Genomic DNA, 23,741 nt, shown 5'->3' with positions numbered 1-23,741 from the left:
TCAGCCGATTGCCATCAGGCTGGCATTGCCGCCTGCAGCAGTTGTGTTGATGGAGGTTGAAACCTCTTCAAGCAACCAGCTCAGGCAATAGCAATCAGCGCTCTCAGCAAGCTGTGCCGAAGTCGCTGCCTGTGTCAGCACGAGCGGGCCTGGAAGAGCTGCCAGCTTCTTGTTGATGTCGGTCAGGCGTTCGCCCTCTCCTTCGACAAGCGCACCAGCGAAAGGCGCATCTGCCTGCCAGTCCTTGGTCCAGACAACACGCCCAGCGACGCTTGAAGGCAAGTCCTTCAGAACATTTCGCAAGCCTGAAGCCTCGTCGACTACAGCTTCGTTGCCTGTAGCGAGTGCCGCTGTCAGCTGGCGATAGAGCCCGGTTTCACTCTGTGGAACCAGAAGAATACGACCACGCGCATGAAGCGCATACAGGTTGCGCTCACCAACAGGACCCGGAAGCTCGATATTCAAACCAAGTGCAGAAGCACTGCCGGTTTCACGAGCAGCCAGTGCCAGTTCGTTCATGCCACGATTGCCAAGCCACTTTGCGAAATCGTTGAGCGCGGCATCGGTGTGAACCGAAGCCATGCGCGGCGGGATTGGCGCTGTTTCAACAAGGCGGCCGAGATAGAGCGGACCGCCAGCCTTCGGGCCCGTGCCGGACAGACCACGGCCACCGAAAGGCTGGACGCCCACAATCGCACCGATAACGTTGCGATTAATATAGACGTTGCCAACGCGGATGCGATCAGCAACGTGAGCGATAGTTTCATCAAGACGCGTATGCAGGCCGAAAGTCAGGCCATAGCCGGTTGCATTAATGTCATCGATCAGGCGGTCCATGTCGTTACGCTTGTAGCGCACAACATGCAGAACCGGACCAAACACCTCACGCTTCAAATCGCGCAGACTGTCGATCTCAACGATGGTTGGCGCAACGAAAGTGCCCTTCCCGGTTTCAGGTCCAAGCGGAAGCTGCTCCACCTTACGACCCAAATCGCGCATCGTCTGAACGTGCTTCTCGATGATATCCTTGGCTTCAGCAGTAATTACGGCGCCAATATCAACTTTCAGCGTGTCAGTACGGCCAATGGACAGTTCCTTGAGCGCGCCCTTGAGCATGGTCAGAATGCGATCAGCAACATCTTCCTGCAGGCACAGAACGCGCAGAGCCGAACAACGCTGACCGGCGCTGTCGAAAGCTGAACCGATCACGTCGAATACGACTTGCTCGGCAAGAGCGGACGAATCCACGATCATGGCGTTCTGGCCACCGGTTTCAGCAATCAGCGGGATCGGCTTGCCATTAGGCAGCAGACGCGACGCAAGCTGTTTCTGAATAAGACGTGCAACTTCGGTTGACCCGGTGAACATCACGCCACAGGTTTCCTGTGCTGCAACGAGAGCTGCACCAATGCGGCCATCGCCGGGCAGTAGCTGCAATGCATCGGCGGGAATGCCAGCTTCATGCAGAATGCGAACGCCCTGCGCTGCGATGAGCGGGGTTTCTTCGGCAGGCTTTGCCAGAACCGGATTGCCTGCAACAAGGGCTGCTGCAATCTGGCCGGTGAAGATCGCCAGCGGGAAGTTCCATGGGCTGATACAGACAATCGGACCGAGCGGCTTGTGCGCAACGCCCAGCGTGCGGCGGGTCTGTTCGGCATAATAGCGCAGGAAGTCGATAGCTTCGCGCACTTCTGCAATCGCGTTTGGCATGGACTTGCCTGCTTCACGCATGATGAGACCGAGAAGTTCTGCCATTTCACGCTGCATGATGTCGGCAGCACGATCAAGGCAGGCTGCACGATCGGCAGGCGAAACCTGAGACCAGCTTGCAACAGCCTTCTCAGCCGCTTTCATTGCTTGTGCAACATCGTCGGCGGCGATTTCCGTAACCGTACCCACGACATCGGAATGATCACCGGGGTTCAGGACCGGGCGGCTTTCACCCTTAACCTTGGCACCGGCAACCTGCGGCTCCGCAATCCAGGCGCGCGAAGCATTGGCCTTAAGCGTTTCGCTCAGTTCTGCCAGCTGCTCTTCATTAGAAAGGTCAAACCCTGCCGAGTTTTTGCGAATGCCATAAAGACCTTCAGGCAGGTTGATCTGGTCGTGACGCGCACCGACAACGGCCATCGAACGAACGACTTCCGCAGGATCGGCAATCAGTTCATCAACCGACACGCTTTTGTCGCCAATGCGATTGACGAAGGAAGAGTTCGCACCGTTTTCAAGCAGACGACGGACCAGATAGGCCAGCAGCGTTTCATGCGTACCAACCGGCGCATAAATGCGAGCTGGACGACCCAGCTTTGATGGACCGACTACTTCGTCATAAAGCGGCTCGCCCATGCCATGCAGGCACTGGAATTCGTAAGAGCCGGTTTTGAAGTCCGGGCCTGCCAGATGATAGATCGTGGCAAGCGTCTGCGCATTATGCGTTGCAAACTGCGGGAAGATCACATCGCGGGCGCCAAGCAACTTTCGGGCGCAAGCAATGTAGGAAACGTCGGTATGAACCTTGCGGGTGTAAACAGGGAAATCTTCAAGGCCATCAACTTGCGCACGCTTGATTTCGGCATCCCAGTAAGCGCCCTTGACGAGACGAACCATCACGCGACGATTGTTGCGGCGGGCAAGATCAATAATGAAATCAAGCACAAACGGGCAGCGCTTGCCATAGGCCTGCACCACGAAGCCGATGCCTTCCCAATCGCTAAGATCAGGATCTTCAATCAAGCTCTGCAGAAGATCGAGCGAAAGCTCAAGACGGTCTGCTTCTTCGGCATCGATGTTGAGGCCGATATTATACTTCTTGGAAAGGGCTGCGAGCGCCTTCACCTTTGGCAGAAGTTCGCCCATGACGCGTTCGCTCTGCGCGCGAACATAGCGCGGATGCAGCGCCGAAAGCTTGATCGAAATGCCCGGACCATCATAGATGCCGCGGCCGGCGGAAGCGCGACCGATCGCGTGAATCGCAGTCTCGTAATCCTTGTAATAACGTTCTGCGTCAGCAGCAGTCGTGGCAGCTTCACCGAGCATGTCGTAGGAATAACGGAATCCGCGCTCTTCAAGCGATTTTGCGCGCTTCAGTGCTTCATCGATACTTTCGCCGGTCACGAACTGCTCACCCATCATGCGCATGGCCATATCCACGCCGCGGCGGATGACCGGCTCACCACAACGGGCGATCAGACGAGTAAGTGCTGCCGAAAGACCGCTGTCATTCACGGTGTTGGTGAGCTTGCCGGTGACAACAAGACCCCAGGTTGCAGCATTGACGAACAGCGAACGACCGCCGCCGACATGCGACTTCCAATCGCCATTGGAAATTTTGTCACGGATCAGCGCATCACGCGTTGCCATATCCGGAATACGCAGCAGAGCTTCGGCAAGGCACATCAGCGCCACGCCTTCCTGGCTCGACAGCGAATATTCATGCACCAGACCTTCAACGCCCGTTCCCTTGTGCTTGGCACGCAGGGCTTCGATCAGCTTGCGAGCGGTCGCTCTGATCTTCTTAGTCGTTTCTTCAGGCAGGGTCGCCTGCTGAACCAGTGCGGTCACGCATTCAGCTTCTGGCCGACGATAGGCATCGGTGATCGCCTTGCGCAGAGGTGTCTTCTCGCGGATTGGCGGCGCGAAGCTCTGGAAAACAGGTGTGGTGTGAGCGGATACTTTATCAGTCATGGTGCAATGCTCGCAAAAACAGGCTTAAGCCCAATTCAACTATGCTTATATGTGGTCGCACACTATCATCGACGCAAATTGCATTCTGTCTTCATTTGATCCATATAAAGGCAAATCGATCTTATTAAAGCGACTTCAAGAGGCAGTTTGAATGCGAAAGATAGACTCCGTAGACGATCTGGATCAGTTCGATCGTCGCATTCTTGAAGTGCTGAGCGATGATGGTCGCATTGCCATGACGGAGTTGTCAAAAAAAGTCGGTCTTTCCAAGACGCCGTGTCAGGCACGCGTCAAAAGATTGGTCGATGAAGGCTATATTATCGGCTTTCGCGCAGCGATTGATCCCGAAAAGCTTGGCCTTGATCATATCGCTTTTACGACCGTGAAATTATCCGACACGCGCGAAGCGGCCCTCACCGCCTTTAACGTTGCGGTGCGCAAGATACGCGAAGTCGAAGAATGCCACATGATTGCAAGCTCTTTCGACTATCTGCTGAAAGTGCGGACGCCCAACATCCGGCGTTACCGCGAGGTGCTGGGCGAGAAAATCTCCAGTCTGCCGAATGTGGCAAGCACCTCCACTTTTGTGGTGATGGAGTCTGTCAAAGACAACCGCCCGGTCAGAGTTTATCCGGGCGCATTGTAAGTGTTCACTTCACACTTATCCCGAAAACTGGTTCCACTTTTCGGGATAGATTTTATAGAGGCTGATCTGCCAGATAACGTTCGAGCGTTTTGGCTGTACCATCCTGCCAGATACGCTTGAGCGCCGCCGAGAAGGCATCGATATAGGCAGGATTGGTGGCTAATGCGCCGAAAATGTCGGGCATTTCGAGCCAGCGCGCCGGTTCGTCCTTGGCAAGCACCGCCTGCTTCACCAGACGATCCCATGACGGATCATTGGGTTCGATCACCGTACCGCTGTCCGTCGTTCCATAGCAGTAGCGGCACCAAAGAGCGGATACCAGTGCAAGGCCCGTGACCGAATGGCCTTTGGCCAGGCGATCTGAAACTGTAGGCAGAATAAATTTCGGCTGACGGTTGGAACCGTCAAGACACAAACGGCGGATTGTGTCGCCGATCTTTGGATTGGCAAAACGCTTGTCGATAAGCAGGCGGTAGTCTTCAAGAACCGTATTTGGAACTGGAGGCACTTCGGGAATGATTTCTTCCTTGGTGAGTTTTTCCAGATACTGCCGGATGATCGGATTTTCCATTGCTTCATGCACGAAATGGATATCGAGAAGCCCACCCGGATAAGCAATCGCCGCATGTCCGCCATTGAGGATACGGATTTTCATCAGCTCATAAGCGTCGACTTGATCGGAGAAGATCACACCGACTTTATGCAACCGTGGACGCCCAGTGGGGAACTTGTCCTCAATCACCCACTGCTTGAAACCTTCGCAAAACACCGGCCAGCCATCTTCTACTTCAAAACCTTTCAGGGCAATATCGCGTTCGCGTGAACCGGTTGCAGGCGTAATACGGTCGACCATTGAATTCGGAAAGGCCACATTAGCGGCGATCCAATCGGCAAATTCCGGATCGCTGAGCTTGGCAACACCTACGACAGCATCTTCGGTAACGTGGCCATTGCCGGGAATATTATCGCAGGACATGACGGTAAACGGCTCAACTTCAGCATCTTTGCGCAGTTTAAGCGCCTGCACAATGAGGCCGAAGATCGTATTCGGCTTATTGGTATGAACGCTGTCATAGACAATATCTGGATGCGCCGGATCAAAATGCTGGCTTGCTGGATCGATGTAGTAGCCACCTTCGGTGATCGTCATCGAAACGATGCGGATATCCGGAGAAGTCAGGTAGGCCATTAGGGCTTTCCGGCCCTCATCCGTGGATATGGTTACGTAATCAATCATCGATGCTGTAATGCGTGCGCTGGAATTATCGGCTTCCTGCTCGACAACCGTGGTAAGCCAGTCCTGCGCTTTCAGCGTGTCACACATGACACCATCGCTCGCACGAACGCCCGCACCAACCAAAGCCCAGTCGTGATCAAGCCCCAGACCAAACAAGTCATCGAGATAAACGGCCTGATGTGCTCGATGGAAATTACCAACGCCGAAATGCACGATCCCGGGCTTTAATACCGCAAGATCGTAGCCCGGTTTTTGAACCTTGGTGAAGCCAGGCAAAGTGGCGCGCGTCAGTTTGGTCATGAAAACTTCCTCCTGAAATCAAGCCGGAATGAATTGAACTTTCATCGTAGCAGGATCCCCCCCCTGCTTTAAAAAGTAAGGCAGCATTTCTTCAATCGGTAGGCGATGCGAAACAAGACGAGCCATTTCGCCATTATCGTTATGAAGAATTTCGAGCGCTTGCGGAATATTGAGATTGAGTGAATGTGAACCAGCGATGCGGATCTGGCGGCGGAAGATTTCAAATGGCGCCACCGACATGCGTGCATCGGGTGCGCAAACACCGAACACCAACGCCGTACCACCATCAGCAGTAAAGCCGACCATTCCTTCTGCGACTTTCGCAATGCCGGTAGCGTCAGCCACGAAATCAAAACTCTTCTTGCGCGCATCAAGCTCTGCTGAACCCGAGACAACAGGCTCCAGTCCGAGACTTTCGGTAAAAGCCAGACGATGTTCGTTGATGTCTGCAACCGCGACTTTTTCAACGCCTTGCGCTTTGAGCGACAGCGCAAGCAAAAGGCCGATCGGTCCAGCCCCGAACACCAGAGCCGTTTCAGACCCTTGCGGGCCTGCCTTCAGCTCAGCTGCACCAAGTCCATTGAGGACGCACGCCAGGGGCTCTGCAAGCGCCGCCACATGGAAAGGCAAGGTGCCAATCCCGTGAAGATGCTGCGCATTCACAACGCTTCTATCGGCAAAGCCCCCATTGTGCGTAACACCATAGGCTTTAAGATCAGCACACAGATTGGTCAGTCCCTTCCTGCAGGCACGACAGTGGCCGCAGGCAATATTGGGGTCGACGGCCACCCGATCGCCAGTCTTCACGTTCGTCACGTCGTCCGCGACTGCAATCACGACACCCGAATATTCATGCCCCGGCACAAGTGGAAATGAACTTGTGCCGTAACGGCCATGCAGCACGTCAATATCCGTGTGACATAGCCCTGAAGCCTTGACTTCAATCAAGGCGTGTCCGGGTTGGAGCTCAGGGTCGGGGAGTTCGGCAAGCGCCGCTACGCCACGCTCTGTAAAGTAAATGGCCTTCATCTCTTCACCCAAAAATGGCTCAAGCCATCCAGTTTCCACCATCAACACCAAATGTCTGGGCGAGGATATAATCACTTTCGGACGAAGCCAAGAAAATCGCCATGCCTGTAATATCTTGCGGGTTTGCAAAGCGGCCAATCGGGACTGATTTCGCAACGGAGGCTTTCTTTTCCCCCGGTTTCAGGCCTTCCCACTTAGCAAAATTCGCATCGACCACGTCCCAATGCTCGCCGTCAACAACGCCTGGAGCAATGGCGTTGACCTGAATATTGTGTTTGACGAGTGCAAGTGCGGCAGACTGTGTGGCCGAGATTATTGCTGCTTTTGACAGACAATAAAGAGTAACAAGTCCTTCACCGCGGCGACCTGCCTGGCTTGCCATATTGATAATTTTGCCACCACGACCACGCTCGATCATGACATTCGATACAGCTTTCATCATGAAAAGCGGACCTTTGAGGTTGATCCCCAGAACACGTTCATAACTGTCTTCGGTGATGGCGTTGATAGGCGCCATGTCGAAGATTGCGGCATTATTGACCAGAATATCGATGCCGTCATGTTCCTTGTCGATCTCGGCCACGACTGCTTCGATATCTGCGAGGTCGGTCACATCCAGCTTCACCGCTGTCACCGCACCGCCGAGACCGCGCGCCGCTTTCGTTGCACGTTCGATGTTAATGTCTGCGATGATGACCTTGGCACCCTCACGCGCATAGGCTTCTGCGAAGCCAAGGCCAATACCGCGTGCAGCTCCAGTGATGAGGGCAACTTTATCTTTCAGTCTCATAGGAATTCTCCGGGAGAGTTCTTCATCAGTGCAGTGGAAGCGCATCCCGAAAATTCCAATAGGCCCTCGGACACGATGCGCGTTATGAAAATCAGCTCATCAGGCGCTCTAACGATGCGTTTTCTTTTCAGACAACAAAAGCGGATGCCGCTCGCGACGCTCCAGCGCCAGACCATCCGATTTAAAGAGATGTGCGTCTGCGGGGTTAAAGCCCAGATTGGCAGTCTCATGCGTGCGCGCCGTGCTGCTACCACCGGCCTCAGCAACAATCAGATCCTTGGCCGCAGAGTTCTGCACATAAAGATAGGTCTCACCGCCGAGGCGCTCGACTACCATGATTTCTCCGTCCAAAATACCATCAATCGCCGGATGAAGATGTTCAGGACGAACACCAAGAACCAACGAGCCACCGGTATCGACGCCTTCTGACTTCACCGGAACAATTATGCTTTTACCATTGCTGAGTTCGACCGTCACACCATCGCTACCTGCGGACTTAACCTTCACGTCGATGAAATTCATCGTCGGAGAGCCAATAAACCCGGCCACAAAACGATTGTTCGGATGATGGTAGAGTTCAAGTGGGGAGCCAACTTGCTCAACCCGGCCGTCCCGAAGCACGACGATCTTATCAGCAAGTGTCATCGCTTCAACCTGATCATGCGTCACATAGATCATGGTTGCGTTCAAACGATCATGCAAGCGCGCAAGCTCGATACGCATCTGCACACGCAATGCTGCATCCAGGTTTGACAAAGGCTCGTCAAAGAGAAAGATTTTCGGTTCGCGAACCATGGCGCGGCCGATTGCGACGCGCTGGCGTTGACCACCAGAAAGCTGGCGCGGCTTGCGGTCAAGTAGCTTATCAAGCTGGAGCGTCTTGGCTATCTCCTCAACCTTACGGTCGCGTTCCGTTTTGGACACCCCTGCGAGCTTGAGTGCGAAACCCATATTGTCCCGCACATTCATATGCGGATAGAGAGCGTAGGTCTGGAAAACCATCGCCAGACCGCGTTCGTCGGGTGGCACATCGTTGCACTGTTGCCCGTCAATGGTCAGATCACCACCAGTGATTTCTTCCAATCCTGCAATCATTCGCAGAAGTGTTGATTTTCCTGAGCCGGACGGGCCGACAAAAACAACAAACTCACGGTCTTTGATATTCAGATCAACGCCCTGAATTACATCGACATTGCCGTAAGACTTGGTTGCGTTATGAAAAGAAAGCGTAGCCATGGGGTTCCCTTTACTTCACGGCGCCGAAGGTAAGACCGCGCACCAATTGGCGCTGCGTAATCCAACCAAAGACAAGAATTGGCGCGATGGCGAGCGTGGAAGCCGCCGAGAGTTTTGCCCAGAAAAGACCTTCAGGCGATGAGAACGACGCAATGAAAGCCGTCAAAGGCCCCGCCTGAGAAGCGGTTAGATTGAGACTCCAGAAGGCTTCATTCCAGCACAGAATAATTGAAAGCAGTGCCGTTGACGCAATCCCGGGCAGGCTGAGAGGCAGCAGCAGATAACGGATCTGCTGTCCCACCTTCGCACCATCCATACGGCTTGCCTCAAGAATTTCATGCGGAACTTCCTTGAAGAAGGAATAAAGCATCCAGACAACAATCGGCAGATTGGAAAGCGTGAAGATGATGATTAGCCCGGTGCGGGTGTCAAGCATTCCGCTATCGCGCGCGAGAAGATAAATTGGCACAAGCACACCGACAGCCGGAAGCATCTTGGTTGAAAGCATCCAGAGCAGCAGATCCTTGGTTCGCTTTCCCGGAAAAAACGCCGCCGCATAAGCCGCTGGCACGGCGATGATCAGCGAAAGAATGGTCGCACCGAGGCTTTCAATTACGCTGTTCATTGCGTAGCGGAAGTAATCGGCGCGCTGATTGACTGCCACAAAGTTCTCAAGTGTTGGCGAAAAGAACAGTTTAGGTGGAGCCACTGCATCGATCTCGGTTTTGAATGCGGCCAAGAGCATCCAAAGGATCGGAAAAAACATCAGGAGCGCAACAATCCAGCCAATTATGCCGGCGGAGACTGTGGCTTTGTTGAATTTACGTTTTCTAGCCATGCCAGCCTCTTAGTTATCCAGATTACGCGCAACGGTGCGAATGAGGAAAAAGGCAACTATATTAGCAAGGACAATGGCGATAACGCCAGCCGCCGATGCTCCGCCGATGTCCCATTGCAGAAGCGCTTTAAGATAGATGAAGTAGGTGAGCGTCGTGGTGGCAGTGCCCGGACCGCCAGAGGTTGTGACGAGAATTTCGGCGAAAATCGATAGGAGGAAAATCGTCTCGATCATGATGACAACGGAGATCGGACGCAAAAGATGCGGCAGGATGATGTAATAGAACATCGCTGGGCCTTTCGCGCCGTCAAGACGGGCTGCTTCCATTTGCTCGCGATCAAGAGACTGCATCGCAGTCATCAGAATTAACGTCGCAAAAGGCACCCACTGCCAGGACACGATCATGATTATTGAGGCCATCGGGAACTGCGAAAACCAATCGACAACCGGCAGGCCAAAGCTGCGCGAGATGAAGGCGAAGAAGCCATTCACCGGATGCATCAGAAGGTTTTTCCAGATCAAAGCCGATACGGTCGGCATAACAAAGAACGGCGCGATGACAAGAAGGCGCGCAATGTTCTTGCCGAGAAAATCCTGATCAAAAACAACTGCAAATAGGACACCGAATATAATGGATATAGCCAAAACAGACCCAAGGAGGATCAATGTGTTGGCAATGGCAGACCATAGGCCGGGATCGGAAAGAAGAAACGAGTAATTCGATACACCTGCAAAGCCGGTCACGAACGGATTGATGAGATTGTAATATTGGAACGAGAACCACAGCGTCATTGCCAGTGGAACAATCATCCATAAAAGCAGCACGATAACAGCTGGCGCAAGCAGAGGGCCGGTACGAATACTGCGACGCGATCTGGATGCAAAACGAGATTTGATGCCGACTACGGCGGCATTGTTAGATGGCATAGAATGCTCCTCCCTTCCCGCTCATGCTCTCACTCCACCAAGAGCGGTTACGGTTGAAGCGGCATCGTCAGGCCGCTTTTGTTCTTCCCTCTTGAGAATTTTAGGACGCAGAAGCGCTTCACAATCCTGCTCCAAATGCTCGTGAGCCTGCGAAGATTAGACCTGCTGAATGTTTTGAAGCCAAGCAGCAGGCCCTTTGGTCTGGTATCGGGTTACTTGATGTAACCGGCCTGTGTCATGATCTGCTCTGCTTGACGCTGAGCGCCATCAAGAGCTGCATCAACACTTTGCTGGCCAGCAACCGCCGAGGAAACAGCCTGACCGACAATTGTGCCGATTGCCTGGAATTCAGGGATCGCTACAAACTGGATACCAGTGTAGGGAACCGGGTCCTTGGTCGGCTTTGTCGGATCAGCAGACTCGATTGCCTTGAGAACTGTTTCAGCAAAAGGCGCTGCCTTTTTGTAGTTCTCGTTGGAATAGGTCGACTGACGTGTGCCCGGAGGAACAGCAACCCAGCCTTCCTTCTCGCCAACCAACTCAACATACTTCTTTGAAGTGGCCCACTTGAGGAACGACTTTGCGGCTTCCGCTTTACTAGTCGATGCAGGGATTGCAAGGTTCCAGGACCATGCCCAGGCAGAACCGTTCGGCGTTACGTCAATTGGTGCCTTGGTGAAGGCGACCTTATCCGCAACCTGGCTCTGCGTCTTATCATAGATCCGTCCAGCCGCAGACGTTGCATCAATCCACATTGCGCAATGGCCGGTAGAGAACAATGCCTGATTTTCGTTGAAGCCGTTCGAGGTAATTCCGGGAGGGCCTGCTTCCTTCATCAGATCGACGTAGAAGTTGATTGCCTTCTTCCACTCGTCCGAATTGATCTGCGGTTTCCACTGCTCATCGAACCAGCGACCACCAGAGGTGTTCACAAGCGTACCGAGATAGGCCATGTTCTCGCCCCAGCCCGGCTTGCCGCGCAGGCACAGACCGTACTGTTCTTTCGACTTGTCAGTCAGCTTAGTCGCAAATTCCTTGATCTGTGCATAGGTCGGCTCGTCCGGCATGGTAAGCCCAGCGGCCTCAAACAAATCTTTGCGATAAAGGGTAAACGAGCTTTCTGCGTAGAAAGGCACAGCGTAGAGCTTGTCTTCGACTGTTAGGCCGGCGCGGACAGGCTTGATCAGATCGTCGTAGTCGTAATCGTCGCCCAGATCGCCGACTTCAAGCAGCCATCCGGCCTTGCCCCAGATCGGTGCTTCATAGCCACCGATGGTCATGATGTCGAATTGCCCGCTCTTTGTAGCAATGTCAGTTGTGACGCGTTGGCGAAGAACGTTTTCTTCCAGAACCACCCAGTTTAGCTTGTTGCCGGTTTCCTTTTCCCATTCCGACGAAAGCTTCTGCATTATGATCATGTCGGCATTGTTGACCGTTGCGATGGTCAATTCTTCGGCCGATGCACTGCCTGCAATGATGACGCCACCTGCAACCGATGCAATAAGCCCGGCTATATAAGATTTGTTTCGCATCTCGTCTCCTCCTTTACGAATGCATAGCAAAATTCTTACATGTGTAAAATTTATCGCGCGGGGATCCGTGGCTTGTCAAGCACGGTTTTGGAATTGTGATTTGAAGTGCAAATTTTCCTCTTTTTGAATAATCTTGCTGCAGATTTTTTGACGACCCCCGCCGCCAAATTCCTCCCACATAAATTCTAGCACATCTATAAATTCACTGCATCTCACAGTGTTAAATCATTTGTTTGCTTGACCTTTCCGTCCACGTTTGACACTTTGAGCCTATCTTGCAGGCAGGAGGACCAATGCAAGATGCCTTAAACTAAATTCTTGATTTTTCTTATCTTTATGCATCATATCCGGCGGTATCATGCGTAGGTGGATGCACTTGATAACGCTTCATTTGGCAAAATGCAGTCCAGTTTGGCATGTAAAAGCTGAATGAGCGCAGGACCGGGAATGATAGACAGGACAAAAGACGTGCGCAAAAATATTCGCACAATGGAGGATTTCTCTGAGTTCGTAGGGCTGTCCCGCCCGACGGTTTCCAAGTATTTCAATGACCCAGGCTCCGTTCGCCCGAAGTCCCGCACACTTATTGAGGCGGCGATTGAGAAGTCTGGTTTCAAGCCAAATCTTTTCGCGATCAACTTAAATAGGCGACGCACGACAATTCTGGGAGTTATCATTCCTAACCAGCTTGATCACTTCTACATGGCCATGACAAAGCGTCTGCAGACGCTTGCGGAACGCCATGGCTATTTTGCAATTGTACTATCGTCCGATGGCAACCCGGAGCTTGAAAAAGCAGCAATTGAGACATTGCGCTCCCTCAATGTCGCTGGAGCCATCATCGCACCTCTCGGCGAAAAATCGCAGCATTCCGCACTTACACGCCTAGCGGAAGATGTGCCGATTGTTTACGTCGACTCTCCGCTCGACAGCACCTCTCCTTTCGTCGGCACTGACAATTCCAAATCGTTTCATCTGATTGTCGACTATCTCTGTCGCTCAGGAAGCGAGCCTTGTTACTTCTCCATGCCAGACGTCAACAACAATGCGATCAAGCGGCAGAAGGCTTATTGCACAGCTATGGAAACACTCGGCTACGATCCTCGTATTGTAGAGCTTGAACAAAGCTGTAGCTGGGATTTCGAGCAATATGCCTTTCAACAGGCTGCGCGTATTTTGCGCGAAAAGGGTCGTTTTCCAACGAGCACAATCCTATGCTCGAATGACCGCATTGCGTTTGGAGTGACATCCGCTCTTTGGCAAGCCGGCCTTAAGGTCGGCCGACTGAATGACTGCGATATTCGAGTTGCCGGTCATGACAACAATCCGCTCTCTGAGTACACCTGTCCGCCCCTCACCACCGTCGCGCAGGATTACAATGAAATCGGGCGTCTGGCGATAGAGCTGTTGTTCCGTACGCTCGGAGAAACAACGGAAAGTGGACATAGCCTGCCGAAAGAAAATCACATTCTGCTCAATGCTGAAATCAAGCTACGTTTGTCGGCCTAAACGTCTGATTTAATTCCAAATTGGAGCGTGAGGTCAAATGCTCGAGCCACGGCTCAACTCGTATAGTGCTCTTATCCAATCATTACTTGTATGCGACTAACCGAACTTCCTCTATCTTGAACTTGTTTTCTTCGGCAAATGTAGAAAGTTCGGTTGAAAAGAACACCTTCACTTTAACGATACTCAAGCGGAGCGATAAGATCATTCGTTGCTACGAAATCCAGGTCAGCACCGATGGTCGACCTCGTTAGCTTCCTTGTGTCTGCACATGAAAATCTTCAAAATCAAAACATTAAAATAAGTCGAATTCATTGCCTTGCCAAAGGCCGCACCAGCAGCGTGGTAAGGCAGGAATTGGCTCACTGTAATGCCTGCACTCACGAAGACAACGTAATCTGCAACTACATTCCAATGGGCATGCCATTAAATCTTCAGGTTCTCCATCTTACAGGTTGTTCTGACTTACGCTCATCTGAAAGGTCCGAATTCAGAAGCAATCATGGAGAGATGAGTTCATGCTTTGTCGCTGCTAAAGCCAGATTCAGTTCAAAAAAATGGTGGGCAAAGCCCACCATTTTTCATGCAGTCTAAAAGCCTTAATTCAGGCCCAACGTACCACGTAGTGTCGAAAGATCTTCGGCCAGCGTGGTAATCGCGCCAGCCATAACCTTGCGATCTTCCTCAGTCAGCTTGTCGTATAATTCATAACCATCGCCCTTCTTGTATTTCACAAGAATGTCGTTGACGGTTTTGAAATTGGCATCCGACTTCTTCAGAAGCTCAGGATTTTCCTTTTCGATCAGCGGACGGAAGAGTTCGACGATCTTCTGCGAGCCATCAACATTAGCCTGGAAGTCCCAGATATCTGTGTGGCTGTAGCGATCTTCTTCGCCAGAAATCTTGGTTGCTGCAACTTCTTCCATAAGTGCTGCTGCGCCGCCAACAACCTTTTCAGGTGGGAACGTCATGTCCTTGATGCGCTTTTGTAGCTCGACAACATCTGCGTAGAGCTTGTCAGCATATTTATCGAGTCCTTCGGTCGAATTCTGGGCGAACAAGCCGTATTCGAGGCGATGGAAGCCGGTAAAATCTTCGGACTTTTCGGCATCCTCGTGATCGTCAGCGCGGCTATCGATCGACGCATCGAGGTCCGTAAAAAGCTCTGCGATTGGCTCAATCTTCTCATAGGAAACCCGTGAAGACGGATAAAGCTCTTTCGCCTTATCCAGTTCGCCAGCCTTGATCGCATCGGTGAACGCCTTGGTGTCTTTCACGAGCGTATCGAGATTTTCCTGCACGTAAATCTTGTAATCAGCAATTGGCTGAACGAGATCGAGTGGGGACACTTCGGCTTTTGCGGCACCGAAGCTTAGAGACAGTGCGACGACACAAGCCGACGCGAGCAATGGCAGACGATATTTCATGTTTACCTCTCCGTGGTGATAAGACCTTCACCCACGCGCATTCTGCGGCCCACTCGCCTGCAAAAGAGCGCTTGCGTAAAAGTCATCCTGATCTTTCACGCCGGGTAGCGTGAAGAAATAACCGCCGCCGATTGGCTTGATATACTCTTCCAGAGGCTCGCCATCGAGGCGCTTCTGAACAGTGATAAAGCCCTTTTCCAGATCGGCCTGATAAGCGATGAACAGCAACCCCATGTCGAGCTGGCCGGACTTCGTGACCCCATTGGAATAGTTGAACGGACGGCGCAAAATCAGATGTTGTTCGGCATTGGCATCGCGCGGATTGGCCAGCCGAATATGAGAATCCATTGGCGTAACCTTGCCTTCCGGATCTTTTGAATAGTCAGGTACATCAGCTTCGGTTTTGCCATCGAATGGCGCACCGCTATCCTTGTGACGGCCGAAAATTGTCTGCTGTTCCTGCAGCGGCGTGCGATCCCATCGCTCAACAAAATTTCGGATGATACGCACGGCCATATAATTGCCTTGAGAAGCCCATTCCGGCTCGTCCTTGCCGGGCTGGATCCAGACGATGCGATCCATCAAGGCTTTATCAGCGGCATCAGGATTGGCAGAGCCATCGCGGAAACCGAGGAAGTTACGTGCGCTTTCTTTGGCTTTCGGCGAATGCGGCGGCTGCACCGGCACAGAACCTTCCTGCTTCCAGCGGACCATCAGAAGATCAGGCATGTTCTTCATGATATCGCGCAGTGCATGAATATTCGTGTCTGCGGTATTCGAGCAGATCTGGATTACCAGATCGCCATGGCAGAGATCTTTTTGCAATGCATCATTGGGAAAGCCCGTCATGCGCTGCAATTGCTTTGGCTTGAACGGCTTGAGCCCAAAACGATCATCAAAGAGCGAGCTACCCAGACCCACGGTGATCGTCAGGTTGTCAGGCGTTACAGTCGGCCCAAGAATGCCGGAATCGGATGGCGGAAACTTGGGATCAAGGGCTGGCGGCTCGCCACCCTTCATTAGAAAGGCTGCGCGCTCTGTTAGAATTCTGAACATGCGTTCGAGACCCGCGCGATCCCGCGCCAGAACATCGAAAGAGGCCACGAGACCAGTGGCAGGGCGCGGCGTCACAATGCCGGGCTGATGCACGCCATAAAATGGCTGACTCTCCTGCAGCTTGTCGCTTTCAGGTGCATTGGTCACGCTTTCCGACGAGAGCGCGTTGTTAGACGCGCGCGCGTTGGCCGCCTGCGATACAAGCACGCTCGCGACGCCTGTCGCACCAGCACCGAGCAATAGGGCGCGTCGCGTTGGCGTTGGGTTGCCCGTCACAGAACTATCGTCTTTGAAAAATTTCTTGGTCACTAATCCACTCCAAGTTGATCGCGGAGTTTTGAATACTGTTCGGCGAGAGCAGTGGCGCCGTCCTTGATCTTCGCCTTCTCGTCAGCAGAAAGCGTATCATATGCCTTGCCATTCTGAGCATTTAGCAGCGCCTTTACGACAGACACCTGAGCATCAATCCCTTCAAATGCATCGGGATCGACTTTAACAACGATCGGACGCAATACGTCCGCCGTCTTTGCGGAGCCTTCAACAAGGCCTGCAAATACCTGCAAATCTGTGTGTGCGTAACGATCGTCGCCCACATCAGCGGCGGTAGACGCAAAGCGATTGAGCGCTGACGATGTACCTGCCAGCATCCGGTCAGGCGAAATACGCAACGCGCGGATACGATCTTTCAGACCAGCCGCGTCTAGAACAAGCTTTGTGGCGACCGGCTGCAAGCCATCCAGCGACTTTTGTTCAAACAGCCCATACTCAATGCGATGCAGACCACCGAAGGCAGGGTCCTGCTCACGCTTTTCAAAGAAATCGGCGCGTGCGTTGATCGCTGTATCAAGATCAGAGAAAGCTTCTGAAACGGGGGCAATACGCGCATAAGCTTCGCGCGCCGGTGCATAAGCAGCCTGTGCAGCTGCGATATTGCCGCTTGAAACGGCATCCGAAAGTGTTGCAACAGCCTTCTGGAACTCAGCGACTTCGGTCGCGAGATAAATCTGATATTCAGCCAACGCGCCAAGGAAAGCGGTCAGCGGCATCTTACCCTTTTCGGCTTCACTGCTTGCCGATGGCGTCACAATCAGCTTTCCGCGCGGGTTGGAAAGAAGGCCGCAAGTAATCTGGTATTCGCCCGGCGACAGCTTGGCGGAAAGTATCTGCTTGAAGCCCGGTGCGATATTCTCGCGCTCTTCGAGAACCATCACGCCGTCGAGAATTTCCCACTCAACCGAGCGGTCAGACTTGTTGACGATTTCAAAAACCGTGCGCCCAGCCGGAACAGTCAGTTCATTTGGATCGCAGCTTTTCGCGTTGACCACAATCTGCACTTTGCCATCACCATCTGCATGGCGCGATTTATCTGAAACGCGCGAGGCGTAATAGAAAGCAGCGCCTGCCGCCAGCACCAGCAGAATGGCCAGCACCAGAACCGCTCGCACGAGATTGCGGGAGAATGGTGCAACAGGTTTTGGGCTTTGCGGCTTAGTCATGGAAAATCTCTTCGATTAAACTGTGTGCTTCGCGGCTGCGCTCTGCGCAGGTGCGGAAGACGGCATCAGGAAAATAATGAGCGCAGGCACGAGGAAGCCGAGATAGGCGACTACTTCACTGATCGTGGGCGTCGCGATATAGCCGAAGATACCAGCCAGAACCGAGCCAAGCGTGCTGTCGAGCGGCAGGATTTCGCTTGTGTCGAACACGACCGTCTGGAAGTGATTCCAGATGCCAGCCTCATGCAGCGCCATCACCGAATTTGCGAGAATGCCCGCTGCGATAATTAGGATGAAAACACCCGTCCAGCGGAAGAAGCGGCGCAGATTGAGTTTCAGGCCACCACGATAGATGCCGTAACCAACCAAAGCGGCAAGCAGAACACCCAGCAATGCACCAAGCGGTGCAGCGCCACCCTCGCTCTGCTGGAATGCGGCGAGCAGGAAGAAGACCGACTCAAGCCCCTCACGGGCCACAGCAAAGAATACCATCAAGATGAGGCCGAAGCCCTTATGCGTGGGCGTTTCAAATGCCGCATCGATGGAATGATGCAGTTCCGCTTTGATGGAACGGGCAGCCTTACGCATCCAGAAAACCATGGACGTCAGCACGAAAACGGCTATGAGCCCGATAATGGCCTCGAAAAGCTCCTGCGCCTTTTGCGGGAATTCTGCGCTTACGATCTGAAGGATTGCGCCAACTGCCAGCGACATCGCCAAGGCCAGCAGAACACCGATCCAAACAACCGGCATCCAGGCGCTGCGTCCGGTCTGGTGCAGATAGCTCGCGATAATGCCAACGATTAGCGCAGCTTCCACGCCTTCGCGGAACATGATGAGAAATGGTACGAGCATTCGATTTCATCCAAAAGGCGGAGTGATCAATCCGCCCCTTGATTGACACTCTTCACAACCGGCGCAAGCCTTCGTCTATTGGTCATCTTTCTATATCTACGCGCACACCACTGCAAGCCAAATGAAGTTGACCACCATGGGAATGTTTTAGAATTATTCTAACTATTTCAGAAACTTACAACGATGCAAATTGGCTATCCCTGATGAGGTCGCAAGTTTTATGGAGGTGCAGTAAGCCTTTGAAAAGGCTTCATAGTGAAGCCTCTTCACGTATTGAATTGCGGCTATCAAGCCTCGGCTGCCGTCCGAAATGCCATCGAATTACCGTTCAATGTTTCCGGGCAATCCCGCTTTGCCTGCTTCCGAGGGGTTTAGCCTCACATAGTCAGCCTTCAAATCTTCAGAGGTTTTGCGGCTTCCATCGTGGCTCCAGCCGGGCGGCGCAATCATATACATCAGCCGCTGACGAAGACTGAGACCGGATGAGAACACGTCTTTGAACATGCCAACCCATTCATGGAACGCCACGCGCACAGGATTGAATGTGCCGACATTCTTAACAATGCCGTATCGCGGCATATCTTCGGGCAATTCTTCAACAAAAGTGCCGAACATGCGATCCCAGATAATCAGGGTGCCTGCATAATTGGCATCGAGATAACGCGGATTGGTCGCGTGATGGACACGGTGATGCGAAGGCGTATTGAAGATAAACTCGATAGGCTTCGGCAGTTTGTCGATGGCTTCGGTGTGAATCCAGAACTGATAAATCAGATTGAAGCCATAAACGAAGGCAATCACCGCCGGATGAAATCCGAGCAAAACCAACGGCACCTGCAGCACGAACATCCCGGTCATCTGGCCGGTCCATGACTGCCGCAAAGCGGTTGTGAGGTTATAGTGCTGGCTGGAATGATGGTTGACGTGCTCCGCCCAAACCCAGCGAACGCGATGCGCAATCCGGTGATACCAATAATAGCGCAGATCATCGAAGATGAAGGCTATTACAAACACCCACCAATGCAGCCCCAGATCGAAAAAGCGGAACTGCCAAATCCAAAGCAGCGCCGTCACTGAAACGAAGCCGAGCAGCAGCCCCGCCGCGACATTGCCTGCTCCCATCAGCAGACTTGTGAAAGCATCACGCGTTTCAAATTCGCCTTTGCGCTGCCAGTAGCGGATTGCCACCAGTTCAATCAAAATTCCCAGCACATAAAGCGGAATTGCAACACGCGTCACATCGAAGAATACCGGATTACTACCCATTTCGGCCCCTCTCCCCATCTGAGCCTGAAAGCCAGTCTATCACTCTTTGTCGATCTGCAGCATCGCTGAAAAGAAGCCTTGCCTTGGGCCAGGTAAAATCCTTCATGTGCAATATCAGTTCGGCGCTACCCTTCTCCTCAAGGGCAAGCACATCTGATGCTGCCACACATCGCGTAAGAAACCGATCGCCAACACCGTGAACTATCCCCGTTTCGACCTCCCTCAGCGGGAAAAACGCTGTGCGACGATCGTCCGTATAACAGATCTCACTGATTGGGATTTCCGGATAGTCGATATGAAAGCGCGCTTTGACGATTTCGTCGCTCGCAAGAATGCTGCGCTTTAAACCTCCACCCAGAAAATGAATTGCCAATACGCCGAAGCCTATCCCGGCGATAACCATAAGTAGAAGCACCCGCAAATCCATGAACTCTCCCGTTCGCAGCGATGCCAGTATGTTCCCACAAACATCCTAGCCATCAGCCAGAGCGAATACATCCCAAAACTTTGGGGGACCGATTTACGAGTCGCACCTGACCCGGCATTGCAACAAGAGATTGTTTCGATTTGGAGCACTCTGAATACTCGGACGGAAACAAATATTGACCAATAAGCTTCCGGAAGCAGTCAAAATTCCGAAAAGTTTCAGAATTTTCCGAAATGGTCAAAAATTTCGCGTTTCAGGGGTTGAAGAATGGTTGCAACCGGTCCATATGACAGGTGCTTACCGCTTGCGCCTCCTCCCATTGCGCGCGGTAAGTGTTCCCCTCTGGAGGTTTGCCTTTATGGCACCTTCATAACTTAGCCGGACTTTTTAGTCCGGCTCTTTTTTTGCCTAAATTTCAGTAAGTTAGAACTAAAATAAAAAGCGCCGCGTTACCGCAGCGCTTCCAAAAACAATGCCTTTTTTCTCGCCGGAAATGACTGTCAAAGAACATGGTTCTCATCCTCTTTCCGGCTGTAAAAACGCATTCCAAGTTCTTTCGCCGACAAACAAAATCTCCGTCCGAACGTGGTAATTTTATTTCTGTCGGAGCGATAGAGTACCGCTCCGACCTGTCGCTTTACAAAGCGTTAAAACACGACCGATGAGCGGTATCAGCCGTAAGATGCAACCGGCGGGCAAGAACAGATGAGATTTCTGTCGCCACCCACATTGTCGATGCGGCTGACAGGCGGCCAGTACTTCGCCGTCGTATCAAAATCACCACTCAACGCGCTTCCCGGAAACACTGCTTCCTCACGGGTGTAAGGATGTGTCCATTCCGTTGCCAGCGTATCGCCTGCCGTGTGCGGTGCATTGGCAAGCGGATTGTCATCCGCAGGCCAGACACCATCGGCAACCTTCTTTGCTTCGCCTGCAATGGCAATCATTGCATCGCAAAGACGATCGATTTCCGACTTCGGCTCAGACTCGGTTGGCTCAATCATCAGCGTTCCGGCAACCGGCCATGACATGGTCGGTGCATGGAAACCATAGTCGATGAGGCGCTTGGCCACATCTTCCACGGTGATGCCAGCGCTATCCTTGAGAACACGCGTATCCACGATGCACTCATGCGCCACACGATCATGTGCGCCGGTGTAAAGGATCGGATAAGCGTCCTTAAGGCGATGCGCGATGTAGTTGGCGTTGAGGATTGCAGCCTCGGTTGCCTTCTTGAGACCCGCGCCGCCCATCATGCGGATATACATCCACGTAATGACCAGAATCGATGCACTGCCAAACGGTGCTGCGGAAACAGCATGCTTGGAACCGAGATCAACATGGCCTGGCAAGTAAGGCACCAGATGCTTGGCCACACCAATAGGACCAACACCCGGACCACCGCCGCCATGCGGAATGCAGAAGGTCTTGTGCAGGTTCATGTGGCAAACGTCAGCGCCAATATCGCAAGGACGAGCAAGGCCGACGAGCGCATTGAGGTTTGCGCCGTCGAAATAGACCTGACCGCCATTATCATGGACGATTTCGCAGAAAGCCTTGATGCCTTCTTCGAACACGCCATAGGTCGACGGATAGGTAATCATGAACGCCGCAAGATTGTCGCGATGCTTCTCAGCTTTGGCTTTCAGATCATCAATGTCGATATCGCCATCCGGACGGCAATTGACGACGACAACGCTCATGCCAGCCATCGACGCACTGGCAGGATTGGTGCCATGTGCAGACGATGGGATCAGGCAGATGTTGCGATGACCTTCGCCGCGTGACTGGTGATAGTGACGGATTGCGAGAAGACCCGCATATTCGCCCTGACTACCAGCATTTGGCTGCAGCGATACGCCTGCAAAGCCGGTGATTTCGCAAAGCCATGCTTCGACGTCCGAGGTCATCTTGGCATAGCCGGTTGTCTGTGCGGCAGGCGCGAACGGATGCAGATTGGCAACCGTGTTCCAGCTCACCGGCATCATTTCTGCTGCCGCATTAAGCTTCATTGTGCACGAGCCAAGCGGGATCATCGCACGATCAAGCGCCAGATCCTTGTCCGCCAGACGACGCAGGAAGCGCATCATCTCGGTTTCCGAACGGTGCGAGTGGAACACATCCTGTGTCAGGAAGCCTTCACCACGTCCTTTGGATGGCGTCAGCAGATCGTCGTTACCGACTGGCTTTGCGCCAAACAGAACGGCGAGTGCTGCAAGATCGTCTTCGCTCGAGGTCTCGTCAAAGGTGACGCCAACCGTATCCGCATCAATGATGCGGATGAGACGACCGCCCTTGTCAGCTTCGTCAGCAATGGCCTGCGCCTTGCCGGAAACCTTGACGCTTACGGTATCGAACAGGCTATCGCCCGCGATTTCGACGCCAGCAGCCTTGAGGCCCGTTGCGAAGCGAGACGCAAGACCGGCAACGCGCGTTGCAATGGCCTGAAGGCCAGCAGGACCATGCCAGATGGCAAAAGATGCAGCCATATTGGCAAGCAAGGCCTGCGCGGTACAGATATTGGAAGTCGCTTTGTCGCGGCGGATATGCTGCTCACGCGTCTGAAGCGCTAGACGATAAGCGGCACGGCCATGCGCATCGACCGACTGACCAACGATACGACCCGGAATGATACGCGTCAGAGGCTCAGATACTGCGAGATATGCAGCATGTGGACCACCAAAGCCCATTGGAACGCCATAGCGCTGCATAGAGCCGACAGCCATGTCAGCGCCCCACTTGGCGGGCGCTTCCAGAATGGTCAGCGCCAGCGGATCGGCAACAGCGATAACCAAAGCGCCCTTGGCCTTGGCACTGGCGATGACAGCGGTGAAGTCGCCATAAACGCCGCGTGTATCCGGCCATGGAACGATGACGGCAGCTGTGTTGTCGTCAACCGCACTTCCGGCTTCAACCTGCCAGCCAAGCGGCTCTGCGCGGGTGTTGATCACATCCACGCTCTGCGGATGCAGATCGCCTGCAAGCAGAATGCGCGAGCGCTTGTCGCGGTGATGACGAACAGCAACGCCCACAGCTTCAGCAACAGCGGTTGCTTCATCCAGCAGCGATGCGCAGGCAACCGGCAGACCGGAAAGCTCGGCAACGAGCGTCTGGAAATGGAACAGAAGCTCCAGACGGCCCTGGCTGATTTCCGACTGGTAAGGCGTGTAAGCGGTGTACCAAGCCGGATTTTCAAACAGGTTGCGCTGAATGACAGGTGGCGTCTGCACACCATGATAGCCCGCACCGATGAAGCTCTTCTTCACCACATTGCGGCCCATGATTTCATTGAGCTCGGCAAGGGCTGCGTGTTCGCTCAAAGCCGCTGGCAGATCAAGCGCGCGGTTCAAGCGGATGGATGCCGGAACAGCCTGCGTGATCAGTGTTTCCATGGAAGGAAGACCGAGCGCTGCAAGCATTGCGCGCTCGTCTTCTACGCGTGGCCCGATATGACGGGCAACAAAGGGGAGAACCTGTTGCGTCATCTTT

At 53.2% G+C, this 23,741-nt stretch carries 17 protein-coding genes; 2 read left to right on the top strand and 15 right to left on the bottom strand.

Going from position 1 to position 23,741, the window contains the following annotated elements:
- Window positions 1-3,684, bottom strand: coding sequence for a trifunctional transcriptional regulator/proline dehydrogenase/L-glutamate gamma-semialdehyde dehydrogenase (gene putA, locus QSJ70_RS04605; protein WP_285534991.1), 3,684 nt, complete (start codon window positions 3,682-3,684; stop codon window positions 1-3).
- Between the two features lie 151 nt (window positions 3,685-3,835).
- Between putA and QSJ70_RS04600 the strand changes: the two genes are divergently transcribed.
- Window positions 3,836-4,330, top strand: a complete 495-nt coding sequence (locus QSJ70_RS04600) for an Lrp/AsnC family transcriptional regulator (RefSeq protein ID WP_007879523.1) — start codon at window positions 3,836-3,838, stop codon at window positions 4,328-4,330.
- A 52-nt stretch (window positions 4,331-4,382) separates the two neighbouring features.
- On the opposite strand, the gene QSJ70_RS04595 is transcribed toward QSJ70_RS04600, so the two are convergent.
- The 7 genes from QSJ70_RS04595 to QSJ70_RS04565 form a co-directional block, all read right to left on the bottom strand.
- The gene (locus QSJ70_RS04595) at window positions 4,383-5,867 is read right to left on the bottom strand and encodes a mannitol dehydrogenase family protein (protein WP_285534989.1); all 1,485 of its coding nucleotides are present in this window, start codon (window positions 5,865-5,867) and stop codon (window positions 4,383-4,385) included.
- Between the two features lie 18 nt (window positions 5,868-5,885).
- Window positions 5,886-6,896, bottom strand: a complete 1,011-nt coding sequence (locus QSJ70_RS04590) for a zinc-dependent alcohol dehydrogenase family protein (protein WP_285534988.1) — start codon at window positions 6,894-6,896, stop codon at window positions 5,886-5,888.
- 19 nt (window positions 6,897-6,915) lie between these two features.
- Entirely contained in the window at window positions 6,916-7,686 is a 771-nt protein-coding gene (locus QSJ70_RS04585) for an L-iditol 2-dehydrogenase (protein ID WP_285534987.1), read from the bottom strand.
- Between the two features lie 108 nt (window positions 7,687-7,794).
- On the bottom strand, window positions 7,795-8,922 hold the full coding sequence (locus tag QSJ70_RS04580; RefSeq protein WP_215776819.1) for an ABC transporter ATP-binding protein: 1,128 nt from the start codon (window positions 8,920-8,922) through the stop codon (window positions 7,795-7,797).
- Between the two features lie 10 nt (window positions 8,923-8,932).
- Window positions 8,933-9,760 (bottom strand): carbohydrate ABC transporter permease, encoded by an 828-nt coding sequence (locus tag QSJ70_RS04575; RefSeq protein WP_215776821.1) that lies wholly within the window; start codon window positions 9,758-9,760, stop codon window positions 8,933-8,935.
- A 9-nt stretch (window positions 9,761-9,769) separates the two neighbouring features.
- Window positions 9,770-10,687 carry a carbohydrate ABC transporter permease gene (locus QSJ70_RS04570; protein ID WP_285534986.1) on the bottom strand — a complete coding sequence of 306 codons (918 nt, stop codon included), beginning with the start codon at window positions 10,685-10,687 and terminating at the stop codon, window positions 9,770-9,772.
- Between the two features lie 212 nt (window positions 10,688-10,899).
- Window positions 10,900-12,219 carry an ABC transporter substrate-binding protein gene (locus QSJ70_RS04565; protein ID WP_215776824.1) on the bottom strand — a complete coding sequence of 440 codons (1,320 nt, stop codon included), beginning with the start codon at window positions 12,217-12,219 and terminating at the stop codon, window positions 10,900-10,902.
- 489 nt (window positions 12,220-12,708) lie between these two features.
- On the opposite strand from QSJ70_RS04565, the gene QSJ70_RS04560 reads away from it, so the two are divergent.
- Window positions 12,709-13,728 (top strand): LacI family DNA-binding transcriptional regulator, encoded by a 1,020-nt coding sequence (locus QSJ70_RS04560; protein WP_215779036.1) that lies wholly within the window; start codon window positions 12,709-12,711, stop codon window positions 13,726-13,728.
- Between the two features lie 596 nt (window positions 13,729-14,324).
- On the opposite strand, the gene efeO (QSJ70_RS04555) is transcribed toward QSJ70_RS04560, so the two are convergent.
- The 7 genes from efeO (QSJ70_RS04555) to gcvP all read right to left on the bottom strand — a co-directional run bounded on the left by efeO (QSJ70_RS04555) (window position 14,325) and on the right by gcvP (window position 23,737).
- Window positions 14,325-15,152, bottom strand: a complete 828-nt coding sequence (gene efeO / locus QSJ70_RS04555; RefSeq protein ID WP_285534985.1) for an iron uptake system protein EfeO — start codon at window positions 15,150-15,152, stop codon at window positions 14,325-14,327.
- 27 nt (window positions 15,153-15,179) lie between these two features.
- The gene (gene efeB / locus QSJ70_RS04550) at window positions 15,180-16,517 is read right to left on the bottom strand and encodes an iron uptake transporter deferrochelatase/peroxidase subunit (protein ID WP_215776825.1); all 1,338 of its coding nucleotides are present in this window, start codon (window positions 16,515-16,517) and stop codon (window positions 15,180-15,182) included.
- Entirely contained in the window at window positions 16,517-17,704 is a 1,188-nt protein-coding gene (gene efeO / locus QSJ70_RS04545) for an iron uptake system protein EfeO (RefSeq protein ID WP_285534984.1), read from the bottom strand. Before efeO (QSJ70_RS04545) ends, efeB begins: the two co-directional genes overlap by 1 nt.
- A 15-nt stretch (window positions 17,705-17,719) precedes the next feature.
- Window positions 17,720-18,559, bottom strand: a complete 840-nt coding sequence (efeU, locus tag QSJ70_RS04540) for an iron uptake transporter permease EfeU (protein ID WP_285534983.1) — start codon at window positions 18,557-18,559, stop codon at window positions 17,720-17,722.
- 321 nt (window positions 18,560-18,880) lie between these two features.
- Entirely contained in the window at window positions 18,881-19,825 is a 945-nt protein-coding gene (locus QSJ70_RS04535; protein ID WP_285534982.1) for a sterol desaturase family protein, read from the bottom strand.
- Complete coding sequence (locus QSJ70_RS04530; RefSeq protein ID WP_285534981.1) at window positions 19,818-20,252, bottom strand: hypothetical protein; 435 nt, start codon at window positions 20,250-20,252, stop codon at window positions 19,818-19,820. The genes QSJ70_RS04535 and QSJ70_RS04530 overlap by 8 nt, the downstream gene beginning before the upstream one ends.
- 671 nt (window positions 20,253-20,923) lie before the next feature.
- Window positions 20,924-23,737 carry an aminomethyl-transferring glycine dehydrogenase gene (gene gcvP, locus QSJ70_RS04525; RefSeq protein WP_215776835.1) on the bottom strand — a complete coding sequence of 938 codons (2,814 nt, stop codon included), beginning with the start codon at window positions 23,735-23,737 and terminating at the stop codon, window positions 20,924-20,926.
- Between the last annotated feature and the right edge of the window lie 4 nt (window positions 23,738-23,741).

It is taken from the genome of Brucella sp. NBRC 12950 (genome assembly GCF_030268145.1).
Taxonomy (GTDB): Bacteria; Pseudomonadota; Alphaproteobacteria; order Rhizobiales; family Rhizobiaceae; genus Brucella.
Note: the sequence above shows the minus strand (reverse complement) of the source record. Positions and strands in the feature narration are given on the sequence as shown.

Coding starts and splice junctions, on each gene's coding strand:
- putA (WP_285534991.1), bottom strand. CDS start 3,684: ATGACTGATAAAGTATCCGCTCACACCACACCTGTTTTCCAGAGCTTC.
- QSJ70_RS04600 (WP_007879523.1), top strand. CDS start 3,836: ATGCGAAAGATAGACTCCGTAGACGATCTGGATCAGTTCGATCGTCGC.
- QSJ70_RS04595 (WP_285534989.1), bottom strand. CDS start 5,867: ATGACCAAACTGACGCGCGCCACTTTGCCTGGCTTCACCAAGGTTCAA.
- QSJ70_RS04590 (WP_285534988.1), bottom strand. CDS start 6,896: ATGAAGGCCATTTACTTTACAGAGCGTGGCGTAGCGGCGCTTGCCGAA.
- QSJ70_RS04585 (WP_285534987.1), bottom strand. CDS start 7,686: ATGAGACTGAAAGATAAAGTTGCCCTCATCACTGGAGCTGCACGCGGT.
- QSJ70_RS04580 (WP_215776819.1), bottom strand. CDS start 8,922: ATGGCTACGCTTTCTTTTCATAACGCAACCAAGTCTTACGGCAATGTC.
- QSJ70_RS04575 (WP_215776821.1), bottom strand. CDS start 9,760: ATGGCTAGAAAACGTAAATTCAACAAAGCCACAGTCTCCGCCGGCATA.
- QSJ70_RS04570 (WP_285534986.1), bottom strand. CDS start 10,687: ATGCCATCTAACAATGCCGCCGTAGTCGGCATCAAATCTCGTTTTGCA.
- QSJ70_RS04565 (WP_215776824.1), bottom strand. CDS start 12,219: ATGCGAAACAAATCTTATATAGCCGGGCTTATTGCATCGGTTGCAGGT.
- QSJ70_RS04560 (WP_215779036.1), top strand. CDS start 12,709: ATGGAGGATTTCTCTGAGTTCGTAGGGCTGTCCCGCCCGACGGTTTCC.
- efeO (WP_285534985.1), bottom strand. CDS start 15,152: ATGAAATATCGTCTGCCATTGCTCGCGTCGGCTTGTGTCGTCGCACTG.
- efeO (WP_285534984.1), bottom strand. CDS start 17,704: ATGACTAAGCCGCAAAGCCCAAAACCTGTTGCACCATTCTCCCGCAAT.
- efeU (WP_285534983.1), bottom strand. CDS start 18,559: ATGCTCGTACCATTTCTCATCATGTTCCGCGAAGGCGTGGAAGCTGCG.
- QSJ70_RS04535 (WP_285534982.1), bottom strand. CDS start 19,825: ATGGGTAGTAATCCGGTATTCTTCGATGTGACGCGTGTTGCAATTCCG.
- QSJ70_RS04530 (WP_285534981.1), bottom strand. CDS start 20,252: ATGGATTTGCGGGTGCTTCTACTTATGGTTATCGCCGGGATAGGCTTC.
- gcvP (WP_215776835.1), bottom strand. CDS start 23,737: ATGACGCAACAGGTTCTCCCCTTTGTTGCCCGTCATATCGGGCCACGC.